This window comes from Ruegeria sp. AM2, assembly GCF_056540685.1.
Genome location: NZ_JBQFXE010000002.1, coordinates 96,062 through 115,726, shown reverse-complemented (window position 1 = coordinate 115,726; position 19,665 = coordinate 96,062). Strand labels below are relative to the sequence as shown.

At 60.0% G+C, this 19,665-nt stretch carries 21 protein-coding genes; 7 read left to right on the top strand and 14 right to left on the bottom strand.

Features of this window, described 5'->3' with window-relative positions:
- Positions 1 to 11: 11 nt before the first annotated feature.
- The gene (locus ACR0CR_RS06110) at positions 12 to 707 is read left to right on the top strand and encodes a CDP-alcohol phosphatidyltransferase family protein (protein ID WP_170654981.1); all 696 of its coding nucleotides are present in this window, start codon (positions 12 to 14) and stop codon (positions 705 to 707) included.
- Here the strand turns inward: ACR0CR_RS06110 and ACR0CR_RS06105 are convergent.
- From ACR0CR_RS06105 to ACR0CR_RS06075, 7 genes are all read right to left on the bottom strand, one after another.
- Positions 704 to 1,171, bottom strand: a complete 468-nt coding sequence (locus tag ACR0CR_RS06105) for a hypothetical protein (protein WP_480597669.1) — start codon at positions 1,169 to 1,171, stop codon at positions 704 to 706. The two genes, ACR0CR_RS06110 and ACR0CR_RS06105, sit on opposite strands and share 4 nt — an antisense overlap.
- A 76-nt stretch (positions 1,172 to 1,247) precedes the next feature.
- Positions 1,248 to 1,703: a methylated-DNA--[protein]-cysteine S-methyltransferase gene (locus ACR0CR_RS06100; RefSeq protein WP_480597668.1), complete on the bottom strand. Its 456-nt coding sequence runs from the start codon at positions 1,701 to 1,703 to the stop codon at positions 1,248 to 1,250.
- A 133-nt stretch (positions 1,704 to 1,836) separates the two neighbouring features.
- Positions 1,837 to 4,755, bottom strand: coding sequence for an isoleucine--tRNA ligase (gene ileS / locus ACR0CR_RS06095; RefSeq protein WP_480597667.1), 2,919 nt, complete (start codon positions 4,753 to 4,755; stop codon positions 1,837 to 1,839).
- 189 nt (positions 4,756 to 4,944) lie between these two features.
- A complete protein-coding gene (locus ACR0CR_RS06090) occupies positions 4,945 to 5,655 on the bottom strand; it encodes a VIT1/CCC1 transporter family protein (protein WP_480597666.1) in 711 nt (236 codons plus the stop codon).
- Between the two features lie 54 nt (positions 5,656 to 5,709).
- Positions 5,710 to 6,699 carry a YcjF family protein gene (locus ACR0CR_RS06085; protein ID WP_480597665.1) on the bottom strand — a complete coding sequence of 330 codons (990 nt, stop codon included), beginning with the start codon at positions 6,697 to 6,699 and terminating at the stop codon, positions 5,710 to 5,712.
- Positions 6,692 to 7,147, bottom strand: a complete 456-nt coding sequence (locus ACR0CR_RS06080; RefSeq protein ID WP_480597664.1) for an N-acetyltransferase family protein — start codon at positions 7,145 to 7,147, stop codon at positions 6,692 to 6,694. The genes ACR0CR_RS06085 and ACR0CR_RS06080 overlap by 8 nt, the downstream gene beginning before the upstream one ends.
- Positions 7,144 to 8,556 carry a YcjX family GTP-binding protein gene (locus ACR0CR_RS06075; protein WP_480597663.1) on the bottom strand — a complete coding sequence of 471 codons (1,413 nt, stop codon included), beginning with the start codon at positions 8,554 to 8,556 and terminating at the stop codon, positions 7,144 to 7,146. The genes ACR0CR_RS06080 and ACR0CR_RS06075 overlap by 4 nt, the downstream gene beginning before the upstream one ends.
- 107 nt (positions 8,557 to 8,663) lie before the next feature.
- On the opposite strand from ACR0CR_RS06075, the gene truA reads away from it, so the two are divergent.
- Complete coding sequence (gene truA, locus ACR0CR_RS06070; RefSeq protein ID WP_480597662.1) at positions 8,664 to 9,431, top strand: tRNA pseudouridine(38-40) synthase TruA; 768 nt, start codon at positions 8,664 to 8,666, stop codon at positions 9,429 to 9,431.
- Here the strand turns inward: truA and ACR0CR_RS06065 are convergent.
- The 4 genes from ACR0CR_RS06065 to ACR0CR_RS06050 are packed head-to-tail and all read right to left on the bottom strand — an operon-like array spanning position 9,428 to position 13,107.
- Entirely contained in the window at positions 9,428 to 10,351 is a 924-nt protein-coding gene (locus tag ACR0CR_RS06065; protein ID WP_480597660.1) for a nickel/cobalt transporter, read from the bottom strand. The two genes, truA and ACR0CR_RS06065, sit on opposite strands and share 4 nt — an antisense overlap.
- Positions 10,336 to 11,025, bottom strand: coding sequence for a DUF1007 family protein (locus ACR0CR_RS06060; protein WP_480597659.1), 690 nt, complete (start codon positions 11,023 to 11,025; stop codon positions 10,336 to 10,338). The genes ACR0CR_RS06065 and ACR0CR_RS06060 overlap by 16 nt, the downstream gene beginning before the upstream one ends.
- A 31-nt stretch (positions 11,026 to 11,056) precedes the next feature.
- The gene (locus ACR0CR_RS06055; protein ID WP_480597657.1) at positions 11,057 to 11,863 is read right to left on the bottom strand and encodes a thioesterase family protein; all 807 of its coding nucleotides are present in this window, start codon (positions 11,861 to 11,863) and stop codon (positions 11,057 to 11,059) included.
- Between the two features lie 8 nt (positions 11,864 to 11,871).
- Positions 11,872 to 13,107: an acyl-CoA dehydrogenase family protein gene (locus tag ACR0CR_RS06050; protein ID WP_480597656.1), complete on the bottom strand. Its 1,236-nt coding sequence runs from the start codon at positions 13,105 to 13,107 to the stop codon at positions 11,872 to 11,874.
- 126 nt (positions 13,108 to 13,233) lie between these two features.
- On the opposite strand from ACR0CR_RS06050, the gene ACR0CR_RS06045 reads away from it, so the two are divergent.
- Positions 13,234 to 14,169 (top strand): 2-hydroxyacid dehydrogenase, encoded by a 936-nt coding sequence (locus ACR0CR_RS06045; protein ID WP_480597655.1) that lies wholly within the window; start codon positions 13,234 to 13,236, stop codon positions 14,167 to 14,169.
- A gap of 7 nt (positions 14,170 to 14,176) precedes the next feature.
- Here the strand turns inward: ACR0CR_RS06045 and ACR0CR_RS06040 are convergent, their stop codons facing one another.
- Positions 14,177 to 14,533: a hypothetical protein gene (locus ACR0CR_RS06040; protein WP_480597654.1), complete on the bottom strand. Its 357-nt coding sequence runs from the start codon at positions 14,531 to 14,533 to the stop codon at positions 14,177 to 14,179.
- Between the two features lie 161 nt (positions 14,534 to 14,694).
- Between ACR0CR_RS06040 and ACR0CR_RS06035 the strand changes: the two genes are divergently transcribed.
- The 3 genes from ACR0CR_RS06035 to ACR0CR_RS06025 all read left to right on the top strand — a co-directional run bounded on the left by ACR0CR_RS06035 (position 14,695) and on the right by ACR0CR_RS06025 (position 16,969).
- Entirely contained in the window at positions 14,695 to 15,528 is an 834-nt protein-coding gene (locus ACR0CR_RS06035; RefSeq protein ID WP_480597653.1) for a bifunctional allantoicase/(S)-ureidoglycine aminohydrolase, read from the top strand.
- Between the two features lie 76 nt (positions 15,529 to 15,604).
- A complete protein-coding gene (locus tag ACR0CR_RS06030; RefSeq protein WP_480597652.1) occupies positions 15,605 to 15,928 on the top strand; it encodes a hypothetical protein in 324 nt (107 codons plus the stop codon).
- A gap of 54 nt (positions 15,929 to 15,982) precedes the next feature.
- A complete protein-coding gene (locus ACR0CR_RS06025) occupies positions 15,983 to 16,969 on the top strand; it encodes a type I glyceraldehyde-3-phosphate dehydrogenase (protein ID WP_480597651.1) in 987 nt (328 codons plus the stop codon).
- A gap of 99 nt (positions 16,970 to 17,068) precedes the next feature.
- On the opposite strand, the gene ACR0CR_RS06020 is transcribed toward ACR0CR_RS06025, so the two are convergent.
- Together ACR0CR_RS06020 and puuE are read right to left on the bottom strand one after the other, a co-directional pair.
- Positions 17,069 to 17,554 carry an ureidoglycolate lyase gene (locus tag ACR0CR_RS06020; RefSeq protein WP_480597650.1) on the bottom strand — a complete coding sequence of 162 codons (486 nt, stop codon included), beginning with the start codon at positions 17,552 to 17,554 and terminating at the stop codon, positions 17,069 to 17,071.
- On the bottom strand, positions 17,551 to 18,969 hold the full coding sequence (gene puuE / locus ACR0CR_RS06015; RefSeq protein ID WP_480597649.1) for an allantoinase PuuE: 1,419 nt from the start codon (positions 18,967 to 18,969) through the stop codon (positions 17,551 to 17,553). The genes ACR0CR_RS06020 and puuE overlap by 4 nt, the downstream gene beginning before the upstream one ends.
- 161 nt (positions 18,970 to 19,130) lie before the next feature.
- On the opposite strand from puuE, the gene uraH reads away from it, so the two are divergent.
- Positions 19,131 to 19,487 (top strand): hydroxyisourate hydrolase, encoded by a 357-nt coding sequence (uraH, locus tag ACR0CR_RS06010; protein ID WP_480597648.1) that lies wholly within the window; start codon positions 19,131 to 19,133, stop codon positions 19,485 to 19,487.
- The last annotated feature ends 178 nt before the right edge of the window (positions 19,488 to 19,665 follow it).

Sequence of the window (19,665 nt, the reverse complement as noted above, 5' to 3'; positions counted from 1 at the left end):
ATGAGACATGGATGACATTAAGATTCAAAGCCCTAGCCGTTCACCTTTTCACCGCCACAGGTGCCGTTTTTGCGATGCTGGCCATGCTGGCCGCCGTCGAAGAAAAATGGAGTCTCATGTATCTTTGGCTGGTGGTGTCCTTCATCGTGGACGGCATCGACGGGCCTTTGGCGCGGCACTATCACGTCAAGCACAACGCGCCCGAGTTCGATGGCGTCCTGCTGGATTTGATCATCGACTATCTGACCTATGTGTTCATTCCCGCCTTCGCTTTGTTCAAATCGGGCCTGATGGACGGCTGGACCGGCTGGTTCGCAATCATCGTCATCACCTTTGCCAGCGCGATGTATTTTGCCGATACGCGCATGAAGACCAAGGACAACTCATTCTCGGGCTTCCCCGGCTGCTGGAACATGTTCGTGATCGTTATCTTCGCGCTCGAGCCTAATTTCTGGGTCATCCTGCTGCTGGTCACGTTGCTTTCAGTCGCAATGTTCCTGCCGCTAAAGTTCATACATCCTGTCCGCACCGAACGCTGGCGCAGCCTGTCGCTGCCAATAGCTTTTGCATGGACCTTCTTTGCCGGATGGGCGGCATGGGTGGATTTCCACCCCGAAAGCTGGGCGCATTGGGGGTTGGTCGTCACCAGTTTGTATCTGGTCTCGGCCGGGATCGCACAGCAGTTGATCCCGCAGCGCAAAGGTTAAAGGACCTTTTCAACCTCGAATTCGGTTCCGTTGTGAGTGAACACATCACCCTCTTGCAGACCGGTCATGGCCAGATAAATCGGGCTTTGGGTTGAAATACCCATGTAAGTCTTGCCGTCGACCTCGAACCTGCTGGTCGAGACACATACCACAAAGCGGCGGTTGTTGAACTTGACGACGGCGCCAGGCTGCACGGTATCGGTGACGCTGAAGTCGGTGTTCTCGATCACGTCGATCTTGGCATGATGCGCCTGTACCGGCGCGTCAAATGCCGCGGCCAGATCGGCATTCTCGCGTGAGGCCGCAATGTCATCCTTGTCATGGGTTTCGCGGTCGTCCAGTTGCGAGTCCTTCAGAAACGCGTCGTAATGCGCTTGCGCTGTCGCCAACTCCTCAGCCTCAAGAGACATCAATCGGTCGATTATAATCTTCTTCCGAGCGGCGGGGTCCGTTGCAGTGCTCATGCAATTTGGTCCTTCAAATTCGGCTTCTGATATAAGTTGGGCCTCAACCGGCGGGATTGCAACAGATTTCCTATGATCAAATAAGCAGACCAGCGGCGCGCTCATGACGCAGTAGCGCAACCTTAGTTTCGATCCCGCCATCGCCAGAGAACCCACCAAGACCCGTGGCAGACAACACGCGATGGCACGGAATGATCACAGGGATCGGATTTGCGCCGCAAGCCTGACCCACTGGCTGCGCGGGCTGGCCCAATTGCTTCGCGATATCCCCATAAGTCAGCGTGTCGCCAAAGGGGATGGCGTACATGATATCGCAGACCTGTTGCTGAAACACCGACCCCGCAACGCGATATGGCAGATCGAACCGCTGAAGCCGCCCCGCGTCATAAGCGACCAGCTGCGCCGCCGCCTCGCGCAACAATGCTGTCGAGGCCCCCTCATCCCGGCCATTCCAGACCAGGCGGGCAATGGCACCGTCATATTCCTCAACGCCAAGACGTCCGAACTGCGTATCCACCGCGATCATAGGCATAAGAGCACGGTGGCAGATGCATCACATCCCCTGCAACCCAAATCCTGACGATCCATCCTTCATCTGGCCCAAAATATCCCGGAGCGCGAGGCAGAGCCTCGCAAAAGCCTGCCAACGCGCACCCGGCAGAGGCTTACCCCAATGCCTCGTCACAACGTCCGCACACGCCGTCATGCGCATGACGTCCCACATCGGGCAGGATTTTCCAGCACCGTTGACACTTGTCACCGTCGGCCTTCTCGAACAGCACGGCGACACCTTCGATTTCGGGCGCGCGGAAGGCTTCCGCAGGGGCCGGATCACCCGTGACGGTCAGCCCCGACGTGATGCACATGTCATCCACATCGAACGTGGCCAGCAGATCGCGGGTCTCACTATCCTCGACATGGACAATCGGCGCGGCTTCAAGGCTTGAGCCGATGACCTTGTCCTGGCGCTGCACCTCCAACGCGGCAGTCACCGCGCGGCGTACGCGGCGGATTTTGGCCATGCTCGCCTCAAGCCCTGCGTCGCGCCAGTCGGTGGGCGTGTCCGGGAAATCCACCAGATGGACCGAGCTGTCATCGCCGCCAAAACGTTCCAGCCAGACCTCTTCCATGGTGAAGACCAGAACCGGGGCCAGCCATGTGGTTAAACGGTGGAACAGAATGTCCAGCACAGTGCGCGCGGACCGGCGGCGCAGGCTGTCGCCGTCGCAATACAAGGCATCCTTGCGGACGTCGAAATAGAACGACGACAGATCAACCGTGGCGAAGGTGAACACAGCACTGAACACGCCCTGGAAATCGAACGCGGCATAGCCGTTGCGCACCTGTTCATCCAGATCGGCCAGACGGCTCAGCACCCAACGCTCCAGACGCGGCATGTCTTGCGGTTCAACCCGGTCAGCTTCGGTGAAATCGGCCAGCGATCCCAGCATGAACCGCATCGTGTTGCGCAGGCGGCGATAGCTGTCGGCGGTGCCTTTCAGGATCTCAGGCCCGATCCGCTGATCGGCGGTATAGTCGGTCTGAGCCACCCAAAGACGCAGGATATCGGCCCCGTATTGCTTGATGACCTCTTCCGGCACGATCGTGTTGCCCAGCGATTTGGACATCTTGTTGCCCTTGGCATCCAGCGTAAAGCCGTGGGTCACCACGTTGCGGTAGGGCGCGCGCCCCTTGGTGCCACAGGCCTGCAGCATAGACGAATGGAACCACCCGCGGTGCTGGTCGGTGCCTTCCATATAGACGTCGGCGATGCCGTCCTCGGTCCCGTCCTCGCGGTCGCGCAGAACGAAAGCGTGGGTCGAACCCGAGTCGAACCAGACGTCCAACACGTCGAATACCTGATCGTAGTCCTCCGGGTTGGCGATGCCGTCAAGGATCGCCTCCTTGAACCCATCGGTGTACCAGATATCCGCGCCATCTTTTTCGAACGCTGCCTTGATACGCGCGTTCAATTCCTCATTGCGCAGCAGGTAGTCTGCGTCAGTCGGCAGAGCGCCCTTCTTGGTGAAACACGTCAGCGGAACGCCCCAGGCGCGTTGACGCGACAGAACCCAATCCGGGCGCGCTTCGATCATCGAATACAGACGGTTGCGACCGGTCTGCGGCGTCCACTTCACCAGCTCGTCGATCGAGCGCAGGGCGCGTTCGCGGATGGTATCGCCCATCTCGCCCATACCATCGTCCAGCTTGCGGTCCACGGAAGCAAACCACTGCGGCGTATTGCGGTAGATAATCGGCGCTTTCGAGCGCCAAGAATGCGGATAGCTGTGCTTGATCTTGCCCCGCGCCAGCAGCCCGCCTACCTCGGCCAGTTTGTCGATCACGGCCTTGTTCGCATCACCCTCGCCACCCTTGCGGGACAGGATGTATGTGCCGCCAAAGAACGGCAGATCGGCGCGGAACGAGCCATCGTCCATCACGTTATAAGTGATGACCTGCTCCAACATGCCCAGATCACGATAAAGCTCGAATTCCTCCATCCCGTGCGACGGCGCACAATGGACGAAACCTGTACCTTCGGTATCGGTCACGAAGTCAGCGGTACGGAAATCGCGGATGTCGTCCCATTCGCCATTGCCGCCTTCGGCCCCTGCCAGCGGATGGGTCAACTGGATCTTTGCCAGATCCTCCTGCGTGACGTCGCACAGACGGCGGTACATCGAGTCGTCCAGACGCGCGCGCGCAAAGACATCCGCCGCGCGGTCATCGGCCAGTAGATAACGCTCACCGATCCGCGCCCAGCATTCCTCAGGGCGGCCAGTCACTTCGTAGAGGCCGTACGAGATGTCTTCGCCATAAACTACGGCTTTGTTCGACGGCATGGTCCACGGGGTCGTCGTCCAGATCACCACATAGGCGTTGTCCAGAGTCACGTCGCCGGTGTTCACGACCTTGAACTTCACCCAGATGGTGAAGCTTTCCTTGTCGTGATATTCGACCTCGGCCTCGGCCAGAGCAGTCTTTTCAACCGGCGACCACATCACGGGCTTTAAGCCCTGATACAAAGTCCCGTTCATCAGGAACTTCATGAACTCATCCGCGATCACCGCCTCGGCGTGATAGTCCATGGTGATGTAGGGATCGGGCCAGTTGCCGGTGATGCCCAGACGTTTGAATTCTTCGCGCTGGATGTCAATCCAACCCTCGGCGAACTTGCGGCATTCCTGACGGAAGTCGACGATGTTCACCTCGTCCTTGTTTTTGCCCTTCTTGCGGTACTGTTCCTCGATCTTCCATTCGATCGGCAAGCCGTGGCAATCCCAGCCAGGCACATAGCGCGCGTCATGGCCCATCATCTGATGAGACCGCACGATCATGTCCTTGATCGTCTTGTTCAACGCGTGGCCGATATGCAGGTGTCCGTTGGCATAGGGGGGACCGTCGTGCAACGTGAAAGGCTTTCGGCCTTCCTTCTCACGCAGGCGGTCATAGACGCCGATCTTTTCCCAACGCTCCAGCCATGCGGGTTCGCGCTTGGGCAGGCCCGCGCGCATGGGAAAGTCGGTCTTGGGCAGGTTCAGCGTGTCTTTATAGTCAGGTGTGTGGGTCGTGTCGGCGCACATTTGGGGCGTCCTCAGGATGTTCGGGTCGTCTTATGGATCGAAGCGGTCAGTGCGATAACTCAAGCACCTTTGCCCGGCGTCTCGCGATATCAGAGCGCCGGGGATATAATTCGAATAATGATGGCCATCCGGTCAAACATGGCCGCGCTTATAGGACGCCCATGCAGGATGGTCCAGAGGGTCTACCATTTATGGATGAAACAACGACCCAACCAGATACGCGATGGATGCCGCCGCACCACCGATCAGCAAGGTCTCACCACCGGACCGCCACCACGGGGCCAGCGACCAGCGGCTTTTGAGCGCACCGATGGCGAAGAACACGGCCATGGTCATCCAGGCCGACAAGGCAAATGCACGCTCAAACGACAGAAGAAACGGCAATAATGGGATCATCCCGGCGCACAGAAATGCGAGAAAGGTCGCCGTCGCAGCTTTGAGGGGATGCGGATCGACACTGCCAAGGCCGTATTCCCCTTCGATCATCAGGTTGATCCAGTTGTCGCGGTTGGCGGTGATCGCATCGGTGGCCTGATCCAAAATGTTGCCCGACAACCCTTTTCGCGACAGGATTTCCCGCGCTTCACGGCGTTCGCCCTCGGGGTACTGGGTGATATGGCGTTCTTCGATGGCGCGGATACGGCGGATATTGTCCAGTTCGGCCTTGGTGCCCGAATAATTGCCCGCCGCCATGGAAAACCCGTCGGCCAACACATTGGCCAACCCCAGTGCAACGATGACGAATGGGGACAGTCCGGCACCGGCGACGCCTGCGACGATGGCAAATGTGGTAACTGAACCATCGATACCCCCGTACACAACGTCCCGCAGCACCCCTCGGCCCGGAGGCGCGTTGATCCGTTCTGCAATTTCCTGCTGGCTGTGTCCGTGATCGGTCATGGCTGGCTCCGCCTCTGTTATGCAAGAAGCGGAATGTCACGGCCTTGCGTCAGATCAAGTTTTGGAAAACAACCCGGCCAGCGCGCGTTTGATTATGGATCGCGTGGAAGGTTTATGGCGGTCGGAAAACGGCAGAGGACGGCAGACCTCCATCGCGGCGACACCGACGCGAGCGCTGAGCGCGCCGTTCACCAGCCCCTCACCAAACCGGCGGGACAGCTTGCTGAGGACCGATCCGCCCAGGACCGGTTCCAGCAGGTCATCGCCCACTGCGACGGCCCCGGTCGCCACCAGATGTACGAAAACCGCGCGGGTCAGACGCCAACTGCCCAAAAAGCCCGCCCTGCCGCCGTAGATCTCGGCAATCCGCCGGATCATCCGCAGCGAGGCCGCCAGCGCCGTCACCACATCCGCCAGCGCCAGTGGAACCAGCGCCGTCACAGTGGCGACCTGACGCGCAGCAGCTTCGACCTCGCGGCTGGCTGCGACATCGAGCGGGGCCAGCAATTCACCCTCGGTCAGAGCTAGCAAGCCAGAGGCGTCGAACTGTTCCTGCGCGCGCTCAGACAAGCGGTCCCGGCCCCATTTTGTGTCGTCGCGCCCATTGTAGAATCCGACCAAGCGGCGCGTCACCGCGCGGGCCTGCTCCAGATCGTCATCGGCCAACGCCTTGTCCGCCGCGCGGCGGATGCTATCCACCCGGGACAGGCGACCAATCGCCGCCAACTCTCGCAGAGCAATAAGCAGAGCGACCAGGACCAATGCACCCATCAGGCCGGTGAGCGCCCAGCCCAGCACCGGCGCGCGCAGAAGCAGAGAATTGACGAAATCCCAGGCCGCGATGGATACCACTGCGCCGACTGCCGCTGCGGCCAGCCCCCAGAACCAGCGCGACAGAGTGGACGGTTTGCGTGCGGCGAGCCGAGCCGCTGTTTGCATCGCCAGCCCCTGTGGCTCAGCCACGTCGGGCACTGGCGGCGCTTGTGCAACATCCGCGACTGAGCCCTCATCATCAAGGTCAATCAGAACCGGACCTTTAGCCATCAGCCTCCCCTTCCCGTGTCCATTCATACTTTATGTCCGGCAGGTTTTCGTCATTGTCGGCGCCATCGCTTCGGGCGATCTCGGAAAAACCGTTGCGTTCGTAGAAACGACGCGCGCCATGGTTGGCCTGAAAGGCAAACAGCGACAGGCGCGCACGGCGGGTCTTGGCGTGGTCCAGCAAGCGCTGTCCAATCCCTTGCCCGCGCGCGGACGCCGTCAGATAAAGTGAAAGCACCTCATCCCCATTCAGGGCCAGAAACCCGAGCACACCATCATCGGACTCGGCAACCGTGACCCAACCCAGTTCGATCATCCGACCACAATACGAGATGGTTTCGGCACAGCTGTGCAACTCGGGCATCCAATCGTTTTCGCGGGAAAAGCCGTGCAGAATTTCGCCGGTCGCCCCGGCATCCGTACTACGGGCGCTGCGCAGCGTCACGGTCACAGCCGGTCTCCGATCAGAAATTGGGCGGCGCGGTCCAACCGGATATGCGGGGGGCCGTCACCGGGCCGCAAGGTCAGGTGCGCGGGTGCAAATGCCATCGCGCCATAGTCGTCACCCAACCAGCTCTCTGCTCCATTTCGCGCAGGGCCCAGAAGGTGCGCGGGGTCTTCAGGCAATTCTCCGGGGTAGAATGCGGCCTGTTTGCCATCCAGCAACGTGCCCCGAACGCAGGGCAGTTCGGTGCCATTGTGCGTTCGGACCTCTTCGGTCGTTGTGCGCAGCGATGCTAGCGAGAGGGCCGCTGTTTCGGCTCCGGCAAAGCTTGCGCGGTCGCGGGCCTCTCGGGTTAGCGCTTCGATGATATGGGTCAGTCGCCCGTGCTGATGATGGTGCAGATGGTCGGCCTTGGTGGCGGCAAACAGGATACGCTCAACCCGTTTGCCCAACAGCAACTGGCTGAGCCACGCGTTGCGACCCGGTCGGAAGGCAGAAAGGATATCGGCCATGGCGCGCCGCATATCCTCAACCGCCCGAGGCCCCTTGTGGATCGCACCCAGCGCATCAACCAGAACAACCTGACGATCGATCTTTGAGAAATGATCACGGAAAAAGGGTTTCACGACTTGCGATTTATACGCCTCGAACCGCCGCGCCATCTCGCGATGCAGACTGCGGCGGGGCGCGGCCCCATCCACCGGCAATGGTGCGAACGTCAGAACCGGAGAGCCCGCCAGATCCCCCGGCAATAGAAAGCGCCCCGGCGTGCAGTCGTAGAACCCGGCATCGCGGGCCGTGTTCAGATAGGTCGAAAAAGCCTTGGCCAGCGCCTGCGCCTGCGGCTCGTCATGCGGCTCGCCCGGTTGCGCCGCTTTGGCTTGCGCCATGAAATCGGCGGCCTCGGCCCGATCCCCGATACGGGTCAGGGTTTCCGTCGACCAGGCCTCATAGGATTTGTCCAGCAAGGCCAGATCAAGCAACCATTCGCCGGGATAGTCCACGATATCCAGATGCACCCTGCGTGGCCCCTGCAACCCTGCAAGCAGTCCCGCAGGGCGGGCCTTGAAGGACAAGCGGAGTTCCGACACCGCGCGGGTGCTGTCAGGCCAATGGGGCTGTGGTCCGGTCAGAGCGGCCAGATGGTTTTCATAGTCAAAACGCGGCACCGTATCGTCAGGCTGAGGCTGCAGATAAGCCGCGTTGATCCGCCCCTCCTGCTGCGCCGCCAAACCCGGCATCCGCCCGCGATCCAGCAAATTGGCGACCAGAGATGTAATGAACACCGTCTTGCCCGACCGCGCCAAGCCAGTGACTCCCAGTCGGATCACCGGTTCCAACAATGCCTCGGACACGCTGTCACCCACGGTTTCGAACCCGCGCACAAGACTGTCTGCCAGCGATGAAATGACCAAACCGTCGTCCCGCTTTTTTCGTTTCGCTCAAGATAGGTAGCCGCACCGCGACATACCAGCGCTTTCGCGCCCTTGCCCGTCATCGCACAGCACGTTACCAGCAGCCCATGCCAAGATACGCGCTGAAAGTCGAATACCACGGAGCGCCGTTTGCCGGATGGCAGCGGCAAAAGGATCAGCCCTCGGTTCAGGGGACGATCGAGCAAGCTTTGTCGCGCATTCAACCCGGTGCGCATACCATCGCTGCTGCTGGTCGCACGGATGCGGGCGTGCACGCGCTGGGTCAGGTCGCCCATTGCGATCTGGACAAAGAGTGGGACCCGTTCCGTTTGTCAGAAGCGCTGAACTATCACCTCAAACCGCAGCCAGTGGCCATTGTCAAAGCCGCGCGGGTTGAGGACGACTGGCACGCACGGTTTTCGGCGGTTGAGCGGCAGTATCTGTTCCGTATCCTGATGCGTCGCGCCCCTGCGACCCATGACGCGGGGCAGGTCTGGCAGATCAATCACCAGCTGGACGTCGCGGCCATGCAGGCGGGCGCGGATTTGCTGATCGGGAGGCACGATTTCACGACGTTCCGGTCCTCGATTTGTCAGGCGGCCAGCCCGGTCAAAACGCTGGACGAATTGCGGGTTGAGCAGGTTCAGGGCTTTTCCGGCCCCGAGGTGCATTTCCACGTCCGCGCGCGGTCGTTCCTGCACAATCAGGTACGCAGTTTCGTGGGCACGCTGGAACGGGTCGGCGCAGGCGCATGGACGCCAGAGGATGTGCGGGACGCTTTGGAGGCCGCTGACCGCGCCGCCTGTGGTCCGGTTTGCCCACCTCAGGGGCTGTATCTGGCGCGGGTTGGATATCCCGACCCGGTTTTCGACTAGAGCGCGCGCAGCAGCAGCCCGCTGGCGATGACGACGATCACAAGCCCGGCAACCAACTCGATGGTCGGGGCCAACACCTGTGCAAACCGTGTGGCGGATGCTGACGCCAGCAACCCGCCGCGCAGCCCGAACGAGGTCCATCCGACCAGCGTGGTCACGGTCGCCGTGCCCAGTGCCATGGCGAAGGCCCCGGCGATGCCAACCATTGCGATACCCATCTGCCACGTCAGGATCAGCACAAACAGTGCACCTGTGCACGGTCGCGCGGCGATCCCTGCGATCAACACCAGTGCCTCGCGCAGGGTACCGACCTGAGCTACCTCGTCAGGCGTTGGCCCATGTTTGTGGCCGCAATCTGAGCAAACCTCACCGTGATGATGGTGATCGTGGTCATGATGGTGATGATCGTGATGCGCGTTCGCGCGATGCCGCCTTGCAAAACTCCGCGTGGCTCGGAAAACCAGCCACAATCCGATGACCGTGATGGCTCCGTAGCTGACCGGGGCCATGACCTGCTCGGTCGCGCCCACAAGGCTTTCGCGTGACATCTGAAACACCAAAACGCCCGCATAGACCAATACGATGGCCGTTATCGCCTGCCCAAGACTGGAAAGCACGCTGATCGCTGACAACCGCCAAAAGGCGACGCGACGGCCCAAACCATAGCCTCCGATCAGCACCTTGCCGTGGCCGGGACCGATGGCGTGAAAGAACCCATACGCGAAACAGACTGTCAGCAGGGTTGCGACGGCCTCGGGTTGCTCGGCGCGGGCGGCGCGCAGGGATCGGGCGATCTGGTTTTGGAACTCCCGCTGTTCCCCGGCCGCCCATGCCGCCAATTGGTCAAACCCGCCGGTGCCCCAGAACCAAAGCAACAGCCCAATTGCCAGAGCGACAGGGACGATCAGGTATTTGGACATGAAAGGCGGATCTCAGTCGCGAAATTCTCGCCGACCAGCGGAATGTCATTTTCTTCCAGATCGTAATCGGCATCCAGCGACAGCAAGAATGCCTGCATCTGCGCCAATTGGCCGTCAATGTCAGGCTCGATCCGCTCAATCTGGCAAGAGGTCGGCCCGGATACGGTAACCGGGCGCGTCACGTCGTATGCTGTGTAATACGTCTCATCAAATGCCTTCGAGGTCAGCGCGGTGGCCGGAACGCCTCCACCCTCGACCGCGCGCAGATGGGTCGTCACTATGCGGCCATCCTCGGTCGTGGCGCGGGCGTCGATTGGGCCGGACAAAGGCACCATCTCACCATCCGACCAGACGATCAGATCACCATTATACCCTTCGACCCATTGGGCATCGAAGCCGGACAGGAATGCCTCTTCGCTGTTGCTCAGAACGCCATCGCCATCCTGATCCAGACGCATATCTTCGAGCTGCAGCAACGAGAAGAACTCATCATAAGCCCAAGTGACGCGCACATGGGTCAATTGGCCTTTGTCGTCGACGATGAACTCCAACCCCGTGTCGATGAAGACATGCGGGTGAGCCACAACCGGCAACGGCAGGCAACAGGTCAAGGTAACGGCAAGCCAGCGCATGGGCGCAAGATAGGGTTTCAATCCCGCAGCGGCAATGCGCATTCACGCAAACGCGCAGGAAACGGCCAACATGTTATGCAGGCGGGAACAGAACCAATGTCTGCAAAGCGGTGCCCACAGGACCTTCGGTGTCATAGAGCACCGACTGAGACATTCCGATCCCCGAAGGTTGCCAGTGGCAGACAGACTCGGAGGCCAACCAATCCGACACAGGCTCGCGATGCACTTGCACTGTCAGGTCCGTGTTCATGAAGCCCATCTCGGTCGTTGGCGCATTCCAAGAAATGCCATTGCCGCAATCGGCCAGCGGGCACAGGGCCTGGATCGGCGATTGCGTCTCACCCTCCAGCAAAGGTGGCGTGCGCATCCAAATGGTTTTGGGACCTGCGCCCTGATTGCCGCCCTTGGGATAAAGGATTTCGGAATGGTTGGCGAATCCGGGCAGATCGTGGCGCGTTTCTCCGATTGGGAATGGGCCGGTGACGGCGCCATCCAACAATGGTGGTTCAATTGCAACATTTGGAACCGGGCCGAGGTCGCGACGGACCAGATGCATGGTTGTGGCAGTGGCGCATAGCGTGTCGTCCAGATCGTGAACAGTAACGCGCGTCGTCGCCAACGTCTTGGTATGGCGCATCGTTTCTGCAGCAACACGCAACCCGGCCAACGGCAGCGGGCGCAACAGATCCACCGTAAGCCGGGTCAGCATCTTGTCCGCACCAACCTCGGTTTCAGCCGCGCGCGCGATGAGCCCGCTAACCGGTCCGGCATGACAGTGATCCGCTGACCAAGGACCCCGTGCGGGCTCATTGCCGACAAAGGCTCCATCGGGACTGATGTGAAAATAGGGCTGCCTGCCAGGGCCGGGATCGAGAACCATGCCGTCGCTCAGACTTTTTCCTGTGTGTGCTTTTTCAGCTCGGCCCGCGCAACCTGTCGCCGATGCACCGCATCCGGACCATCCGCCAGCCGCAGTGTCCGGACATGGGTCCATGCGGTGGCCAACGGCGTATCCTGACTGATCCCCTGACCGCCATACATCTGCACAGCCTCGTCAATCACTTTCAGCGCCACGCGCGGGGCAACGACCTTGATCTGGCTGATCCACGGGGCCGCGGCCCGTCCATCGCCCTGATCCATGTACCATGCGGCCTTGAGGCACAGCAGGCGGGCCATCTCAATCTCCATCCGGCATTCCGCAATGATGTCGAAGTTTGCACCGAGCTGCGCCAGCTTTTTGCCAAACGCCTCGCGCTGCAGGGATCGCTTGCACATCCGTTCCAGCGCGATTTCCGCCTGCCCGATCGCGCGCATGCAGTGGTGAATACGGCCGGGGCCCAAACGACCCTGTGCAATTTCAAACCCGCGCCCTTCGCCCAGCAGAATGTTTTCAGCCGGAACCCGGACATTCGTGAACCGGATATGCATATGCCCGTGCGGGGCGTCGTCGTGGCCATAAACCTCCATCGGGCGCAGAATCTCGATCCCGGGCGCGCTGGCAGGCACAACAATCATCGACTGGCGTTTGTGTTTGGGTTGATCCTCACCGGCGGTCTTGACCATCACGATGTAGACCTTACAGCGCGGATCCCCCGCGCCCGACGCCCACCATTTCTCTCCGTTCAGTACGTATTCATCCCCGTCCCGCACGCAGGACATGGACACGTTTGTCGCGTCCGAGGATGCAACGTCGGGCTCCGTCATCAGGTAAGCTGAACGAATCTGCCCTTCGAGCAGCGGTTTCAGCCATTCTTCCTTCATCTTCTGGGTGCCGTACCGTTCGAACACTTCCATATTGCCCGTATCCGGCGCCGAGCAGTTGAACACTTCTGCCCCCAAAGGCGTCTTACCCATTTCTTCGGCGAAGTATGCGTATTCGACCGTGGACAGCCCGAAACCCTTGTCACTGTCGGTCAGCCAGAAGTTCCAAAGCCCAGCCGCTTTGGCCTTGGCCTTAAGCCCTTCCAGAATTTCAGCCTGCCGAGGCGTGTACTGCCAGCGGTCACCGGTGTTGACCTCGGCGTGATACTCATCCTCCAGCGGCATGACCTCATCCCGGATCATATCGGTGACACGCTGCAACAAGGCGCGGTTTTCTTCGCGCAGGCCAAAAGACATGTTCATGGGTTTTCCTCCTCGGACCCGACGACCGGGCTTTACCTTCAGCACAAGAATGACTTAGCTGCCGATAGGATGTCCAGTTGCGTGACGGCACGTCAACTCGGTCAAAGTGCGCGAAGGAACGGCAAAATGGCATTGTTGGTCGAAACGGGTCTGAGCGATTGGGTAAGCGACGAAGACGTCGCCCGGGAGATCCGGCAATCCCATCCTGACCTGGACATCCGGACGCCTGTCACCATCGGAGACCCGTCCGAGGTCACGATGGTTGCAGTTGTCGGGCTGCAAAACAACCATCCGGAACGTCTGCCGAATCTGAAGCTGGTACAAAAGCTTGGCGCGGGCGTCGAGACGATCGTCAGCAACCCGCACCTGCCTGACCACGTGCGGGTAACGCGGCTGAAACCGGACGCGCCAGCGCAAGGCATCGCGGAATGGTTTGTCGCCTACATCCTGCGCCACCAACGTCACATGGCGTTTCACGAAGCCGCACAGCAGCGGGCAGAGTGGAAACCGAAAGCGCCGGGATATTCGCCGGACACCGTGGTCGGGGTTCTGGGCCTTGGTCACATTGGAGCGCGTAGCGCGCAGATGTTACGGGCCATCGGGTTTCAGGTCATGGGCTGGAGCAGATCACCCAAAACCATCGACGGCGTAACCTGCCAGCACGGAGATGCAGCCCTGCAGGACTTGCTGGGCCAATGCGACCATGTCTGCGCGATCCTGCCATCAACACCGCAGACCATCGGTCTGTTCGATACTGACGTCTTGGCTGCGATGAAACCTGGCAGCCAGTTGCTGAATGCCGGTCGCGGTGATCTGATTGATGAAAACGCGCTGCTGGCCGCACTTGACCAAGGCACGCCAGCGCATGCAGTTCTGGACGTGACGTCTTCGGAGCCTCTGCCGCCAGAAAGCCCGCTATGGGCGCATCCAGGGGTCACGATCACGCCGCATGTTTCCGGGTGGCATCTTGGCGAGGCACTGGCGGATGTGGGCGAGAATTTCCGGCGCCTGTCGGCCGGCGATGACCTGCTGCACGAGGTTGATCGAACCCGCGGCTATTGATTCGGACCTACGGTGTCAAAAGCCAGTTGCCATCTGCATCCCGACAGCGGCGGGTTCTGACTTCGCGCGTGTTGTCCGACCCTCCAGTCTGAATGAAATGCTGTAGGTGGACACAGTTGTCGCGGATGTCACGAATGCGAATGGTTCCCTTGGACCCGGTTTCATTGCTCACCCAACTGCTTTCCGCACCCACCTGCGGGGTTCCACTTTCCAGCATCGCATCTGCCTTCGCGTTCACAATCTGAAAATCCGCCGGGCTCAGCCCCATCTCCGAGATGATGCGAGAGATTGGTTTGGCAAGCGCCACCGAGCCCGAGCCCAGAATGATTGACACTGCCAGCGCTGTTGTTAACCGGGCTTTCATGATGGCCTCGCCTCTGTGAAATAGATTTGCATTCAAGACTATACCGGCAGTCTGCGGGGGCCAACCTTCAAATTATCCCGAACAAACCTATTGCCAGTCTGCTGCTAGGACCTGTCCGGCATTCCCATCATAGTGCCTATGAATTGAACCAGAGGCATACGATGGCACAACCCTCCTACTACGCCCCAACTGGCGGCCACCCAGGGCAAGAACAACTGCTGACCGACCGCGCCATGTTCACCGACGCTTATGCGGTGATTCCAAAAGGCACGATGCGCGACATCGTCACCAGCTATCTGCCGTTTTGGGAGGGCACGCGGCTGTGGGTTCTGTCCCGCCCGTTAAGCGGCTTTGCCGAGACGTTTTCGCAATACATCATGGAAGTTGAGCCGGGCGGAGGCAGCGACCGGCCAGAAACAGAAGCGCAGGCGCAAGCTGTGTTGTTTGTGGTTGAGGGGACCGTGGCGCTGACGCTGGGCGGTGCAGCGCACGCGTTGGAGACCGGCGGCTACGCCTATATTCCCCCCGGCGCGGAGTGGACGTTGCGCAATCACGGTGACCAAGTGGCCAGATTTCACTGGGTGCGCAAGGCGTATGAGGCTGTCCCGGGTCTTCCCGTACCCGATCCGATCATCACCAATGAACACGACGTTGCGCCCATCGAAATGCCCGGAACTCAGGGTCGCTGGGCCACGACCCGTTTCGCCGATCCGCAGGACCTGCGGCACGACATGCATGTCAACATCGTGACCTTTGAACCGGGCGGAGTGATTCCTTTTGCCGAGACCCATGTGATGGAACACGGCCTCTATGTCTTGGAAGGAAAAGCGGTTTATCGCCTGAACCAGGACTGGGTCGAAGTCGAGGCCGGCGATTATATGTGGCTGCGCGCCTTCTGCCCGCAGGCTTGCTATGCCGGTGGTCCGGGGCGATTCCGTTACCTGCTTTACAAGGATGTGAACCGCCACATGCCCCTCTCGCTGTCCAAACGATAGGCCAATTGACCGCCGGGGGTTCACATGAGCGCGGGAATCTGTTGAAATAACACAGATTTTAGCATCGGAGAGTGTTATGGTACTGCGCGGAGCATTTGTAGCATTGGCAACAGTGATTGGAGTGGCGGCCTTCGACACCTCGCCGGTTGTCGCCAAGGAAGAAAGCAAATCCGTTTTCGTCATGAGCCGCACCTGGGCGGTCACGCAGGTCTCGGACGCTCCGGTCGTGTATCGCGCGACCCGCGACAACAACAATCTGAACCCGTTCGGCCCACCCCCGCGCCTGCGCACCATTCAGGCGATGGCGGCCATTCAGAAAGCGACCGGATGCAAGCCGATCTATTCGAGCATGTATCAGAACATCTCTGGCCAGTTTTTCTCGCAGGTCAGCTGCAACTGAACATGAATTGAAACTGCCATTGAGCTTGGCCAGAGCGGCTGCCATAGCTTGCGCATGAAACTTGCAATCAACGGATTCGGACGGATTGGTCGCACGATCCTGCGGCAGATATTGGCTTTGCCCAAAGGCAGCGATGTCGAATTGGTGCTGATCAACGATATCGCACCGCTTGAGACCTGCGCGTACTTGTTCAAATACGACAGCACGTTCGGCCCCTACCCCGGCACCGTTGAACAAGGCGACGCGGCAATTATCGTTGAGGGGCGCCAATTCCCAGTCACCCACAGCGCGGATCTGAGTCAGATCGACTTGTCCGGCGTCGACGTTTTGATGGATTGTACCGGTATCGCCCGGACATCTGACAAAGCCCGTCAGGGCTTGTCGGCTGGTGCGCGCAAAGTGCTGATTTCGGGGCCGTCGCCAGCCACCGAAATCACGATTGTACTTGGCGCAAACGAAGATCAACTGGGCAACGCTCGGATCGTCTCCAACGCGTCGTGTACGACGAACGGTCTTGCACCGCTCGTCAAAGTCCTGCACGCGATGGCGGGCGTCGCTTCGGCGCATATGACGACGATCCATTGCTACACAAATAGCCAACCCATGGTCGACGCCCCACGCGGCGATCTGGCGCGGTCGCGCGGTGGGGCATTGTCTATGGTTCCGACAACCACCAGTGCCACGCATTTGATTGACGAGGTTCTACCCCACCTTGCGGGCCGCATCTCTGGTGCCGCAGTGCGGGTTCCAACTGCCAGCGTCTCTGCCGTGGATCTGGTTGCCACTTTGGAAACCGGGTTTTCGGCAGCCGATTTTGACACGCAACTGCGCGAGGCTGTCGCCCAGTCCGAGGTTCTGGGCTGGACCGATCACCCGCTCGTGTCCTCGGACTTGCGCGCCAGGCCAGAGTCGCTTGTGATTGCGGGACCCGAGACCCGCATGGTCGGTCAACATCAGGTCCGCGTCTTTGGCTGGTACGACAATGAATGGGGATTTTCCGCCCGCATGCTGGACGTCGCCAATTTGATGGCAAAGACCTGAAGCCGCGCGACCGCAGCGGGCGGGCTTGCCCGAACGCTGCCCGGCCCAACTGATCCCGAGCATCTTTGATGCGACAGGATCAGACGGGAGCCCTCTGGTTCACCCTCGCACGATCTCGTATGGGGTATCGAACCAGAATTCCTCAAGATTGGAACCGTCACCAATTCTGTCCACGACGGCAAACAATCCCGGTCCGTGCAGAGGCGTCAAAACACCGTGCCACGTGCCGCGATGATAATTCACCGCTTGTCCCGGTTCTGAAACAAAGGCGAGCGGGTCACCGGGGCGGCCACCGGCATCCGGCGCGACGACGATCAAGAAAGGTTGATGTGTCATCGGAATGAATGCCTGACTGCCCTCAGGATGGCGTTCGACCATGTCCAATTTGTACGGCAGAGCGCGTGGATTGGCATTGAACAGGCTGATCCCCGCTCGCCCGTCCACAAAGTCCAACACTGCGCGATCATGAAAACGACCGCACTGACCTTGGTTGATGATCTTGTCCGGCTCGCCTGAGATGTCCATCACATCCCCGAAAGCCGCAAAAGCGTCCGGCGTCAGTGGGGCAGTTCTGATCCGTTTCATGACGGCAGGATATCCATTAGCCGAAATTCCGCAATGCGTTCAACCTGACGGCAGGCTTCGGCGAATTCCACCTCACGTTCCTGTTCGATCCGGCGCTCAAAAGCTTGAAGGATCGAGGTCTTATCATGATCTCTCACCGCGATAATGAAAGGGAACCCAAACTTTTGGGTATAGCGCGTGTTCAGGTCCTCAAAGGTAACCCGTTCTTCGTCAGTCAACGCGTCCAACCCGGCGGAGGCTTGTTCGGATGTACTCTCCTGCGTCAATCGTTTGGCCTGCGCCAGTTTACCCGCCAAATCCGGGTGCGCTGTCAGAACAGACAACCGCTCATCATCCGATGCGGATCGGAACACACGTGCCAACGCATTGTGCAAACCGCCAGCGGTGTCGTGGGCGGGACCCAGTTCCAGCCCGTATGCACGTTCCGCGATCCATGCGGAATGTTCGAAGATACCGCCATAAGCTGCAACAAATTCCTCACGGCTCATCCAGGACGGTTTCGGGCGTGATGTTGGTGGATGGAGCGCGGCCCAATGCTCGGCAATTTGCAGGCGGGTGGCGAACCAGACATCCGAAAACCCGCGCGCGTAGTCCAGAAAACGCCTCAGCGCCATGACGCGTCCCGGGCGTCCGATCAGGCGGCAATGCAGGCCAATCGACAACATTTTTGGTTTGCCCTCAGCCCCCTCGGCGTAGAGCGCATCGAAACTGTCCTTGAGGTAAGCAAAAAACTGATCGCCGGAATTGAACCCCTGCGGCGTGGCAAAGCGCATATCATTGCAGTCCAGCGTGTAGGGCACGATCAACTGATCGCGGCCACCTGTATTTAACCAGTAGGGCAGATCATCATCGTAAGTGTCTGCGACATAGGCAAAACCACCCTCTTCAGCCACCAGCCGCACGGTGTTTTCAGAACAACGCCCCGTGTACCAGCCGCGCGGGCGTTCTCCGACAACCTCGGTATGTAGTCGGATGGCTTCCGCGATCTGCGCCCGCTCGTCCTCTTCGGGCATGTCCTTGTGTTCAACCCATTTCAGACCGTGACTGGCGATTTCCCAACCGGCTGACTTCATCGCAGCCACTTGACCGGGCGAGCGCGCAAGAGCAGTCGCAACTCCGTAGACCGTGATCGGCAGATCATGCATCAACCGGTAAAGACGCCAGAAACCGGCCCGCGCGCCGTATTCGTAGATCGATTCCATGTTCCGGTGACGCTGACCCGGCCATGGCGCGGCCCCCACAATCTCGGACAAGAACGCCTCGGATGCTGCATCGCCGTGCAAAACGCAGTTCTCTCCTCCCTCTTCGTAGTTCAGGACAATCTGCACCGCCAGCTTGGCCCCGCCCGGCCATTTGGCGTCTGGCGGGTTGGCACCGTAACCGATCATGTCGCGGGGGTATCTGGGGGGCTGCATAACACTATCCATTTTTCGGCATTCAATTTGCCATAGCTTAGAAACTCTGGGTTGATTATCAAACTTATCCGAACGCTGTTTCCATTTCTTTCGGCATTTCCATCGATTTGAGTTTTGCACCACACTGTGGCTCAGCAACAAATTTGGCAAAGGCGCGCGAAATGGCCGGATATCTGACGACCCACGTACTGGACACGGCCCGGGGATGCCCAGCCAACGGGATGAAAATCGCGCTGTTTCGGGTCACCGGAGACGAGCGCCAGAAACTGGCGGAAATGACGACAAACGCGGACGGACGCACGGACAGCCCGATTTTGCCGCAGGACGCGTTCCAAACCGGAACCTACGAGTTGCTGTTTTTCGCCGGAGCCTATTTGCGCGCAACAGGGCAAGCCGCCGAGGACCCTCTGTTCCTGGATCAGGTGCCCATTCGGTTTGGCATGTCCGATTCAGGTGCGCATTACCACGTACCGCTATTACTGTCGCCATATGGCTATTCGACCTATCGGGGCAGTTGACCCGATCGTTGAGGCTCCCGCCCGTCGATCGACCCTGTCGGGTCTCCTCCCGTTGGGCCGAGCGCCGCACCCTTCGGGCGCGGCGCAGGTTGGGCGGAGCCCATTTGAATAGCCTGTTCCAGGCGGAACCGCGCTGCGGCACCGCCGCAGCGCCGAGCCCAACTCTGTGATGGGCCCG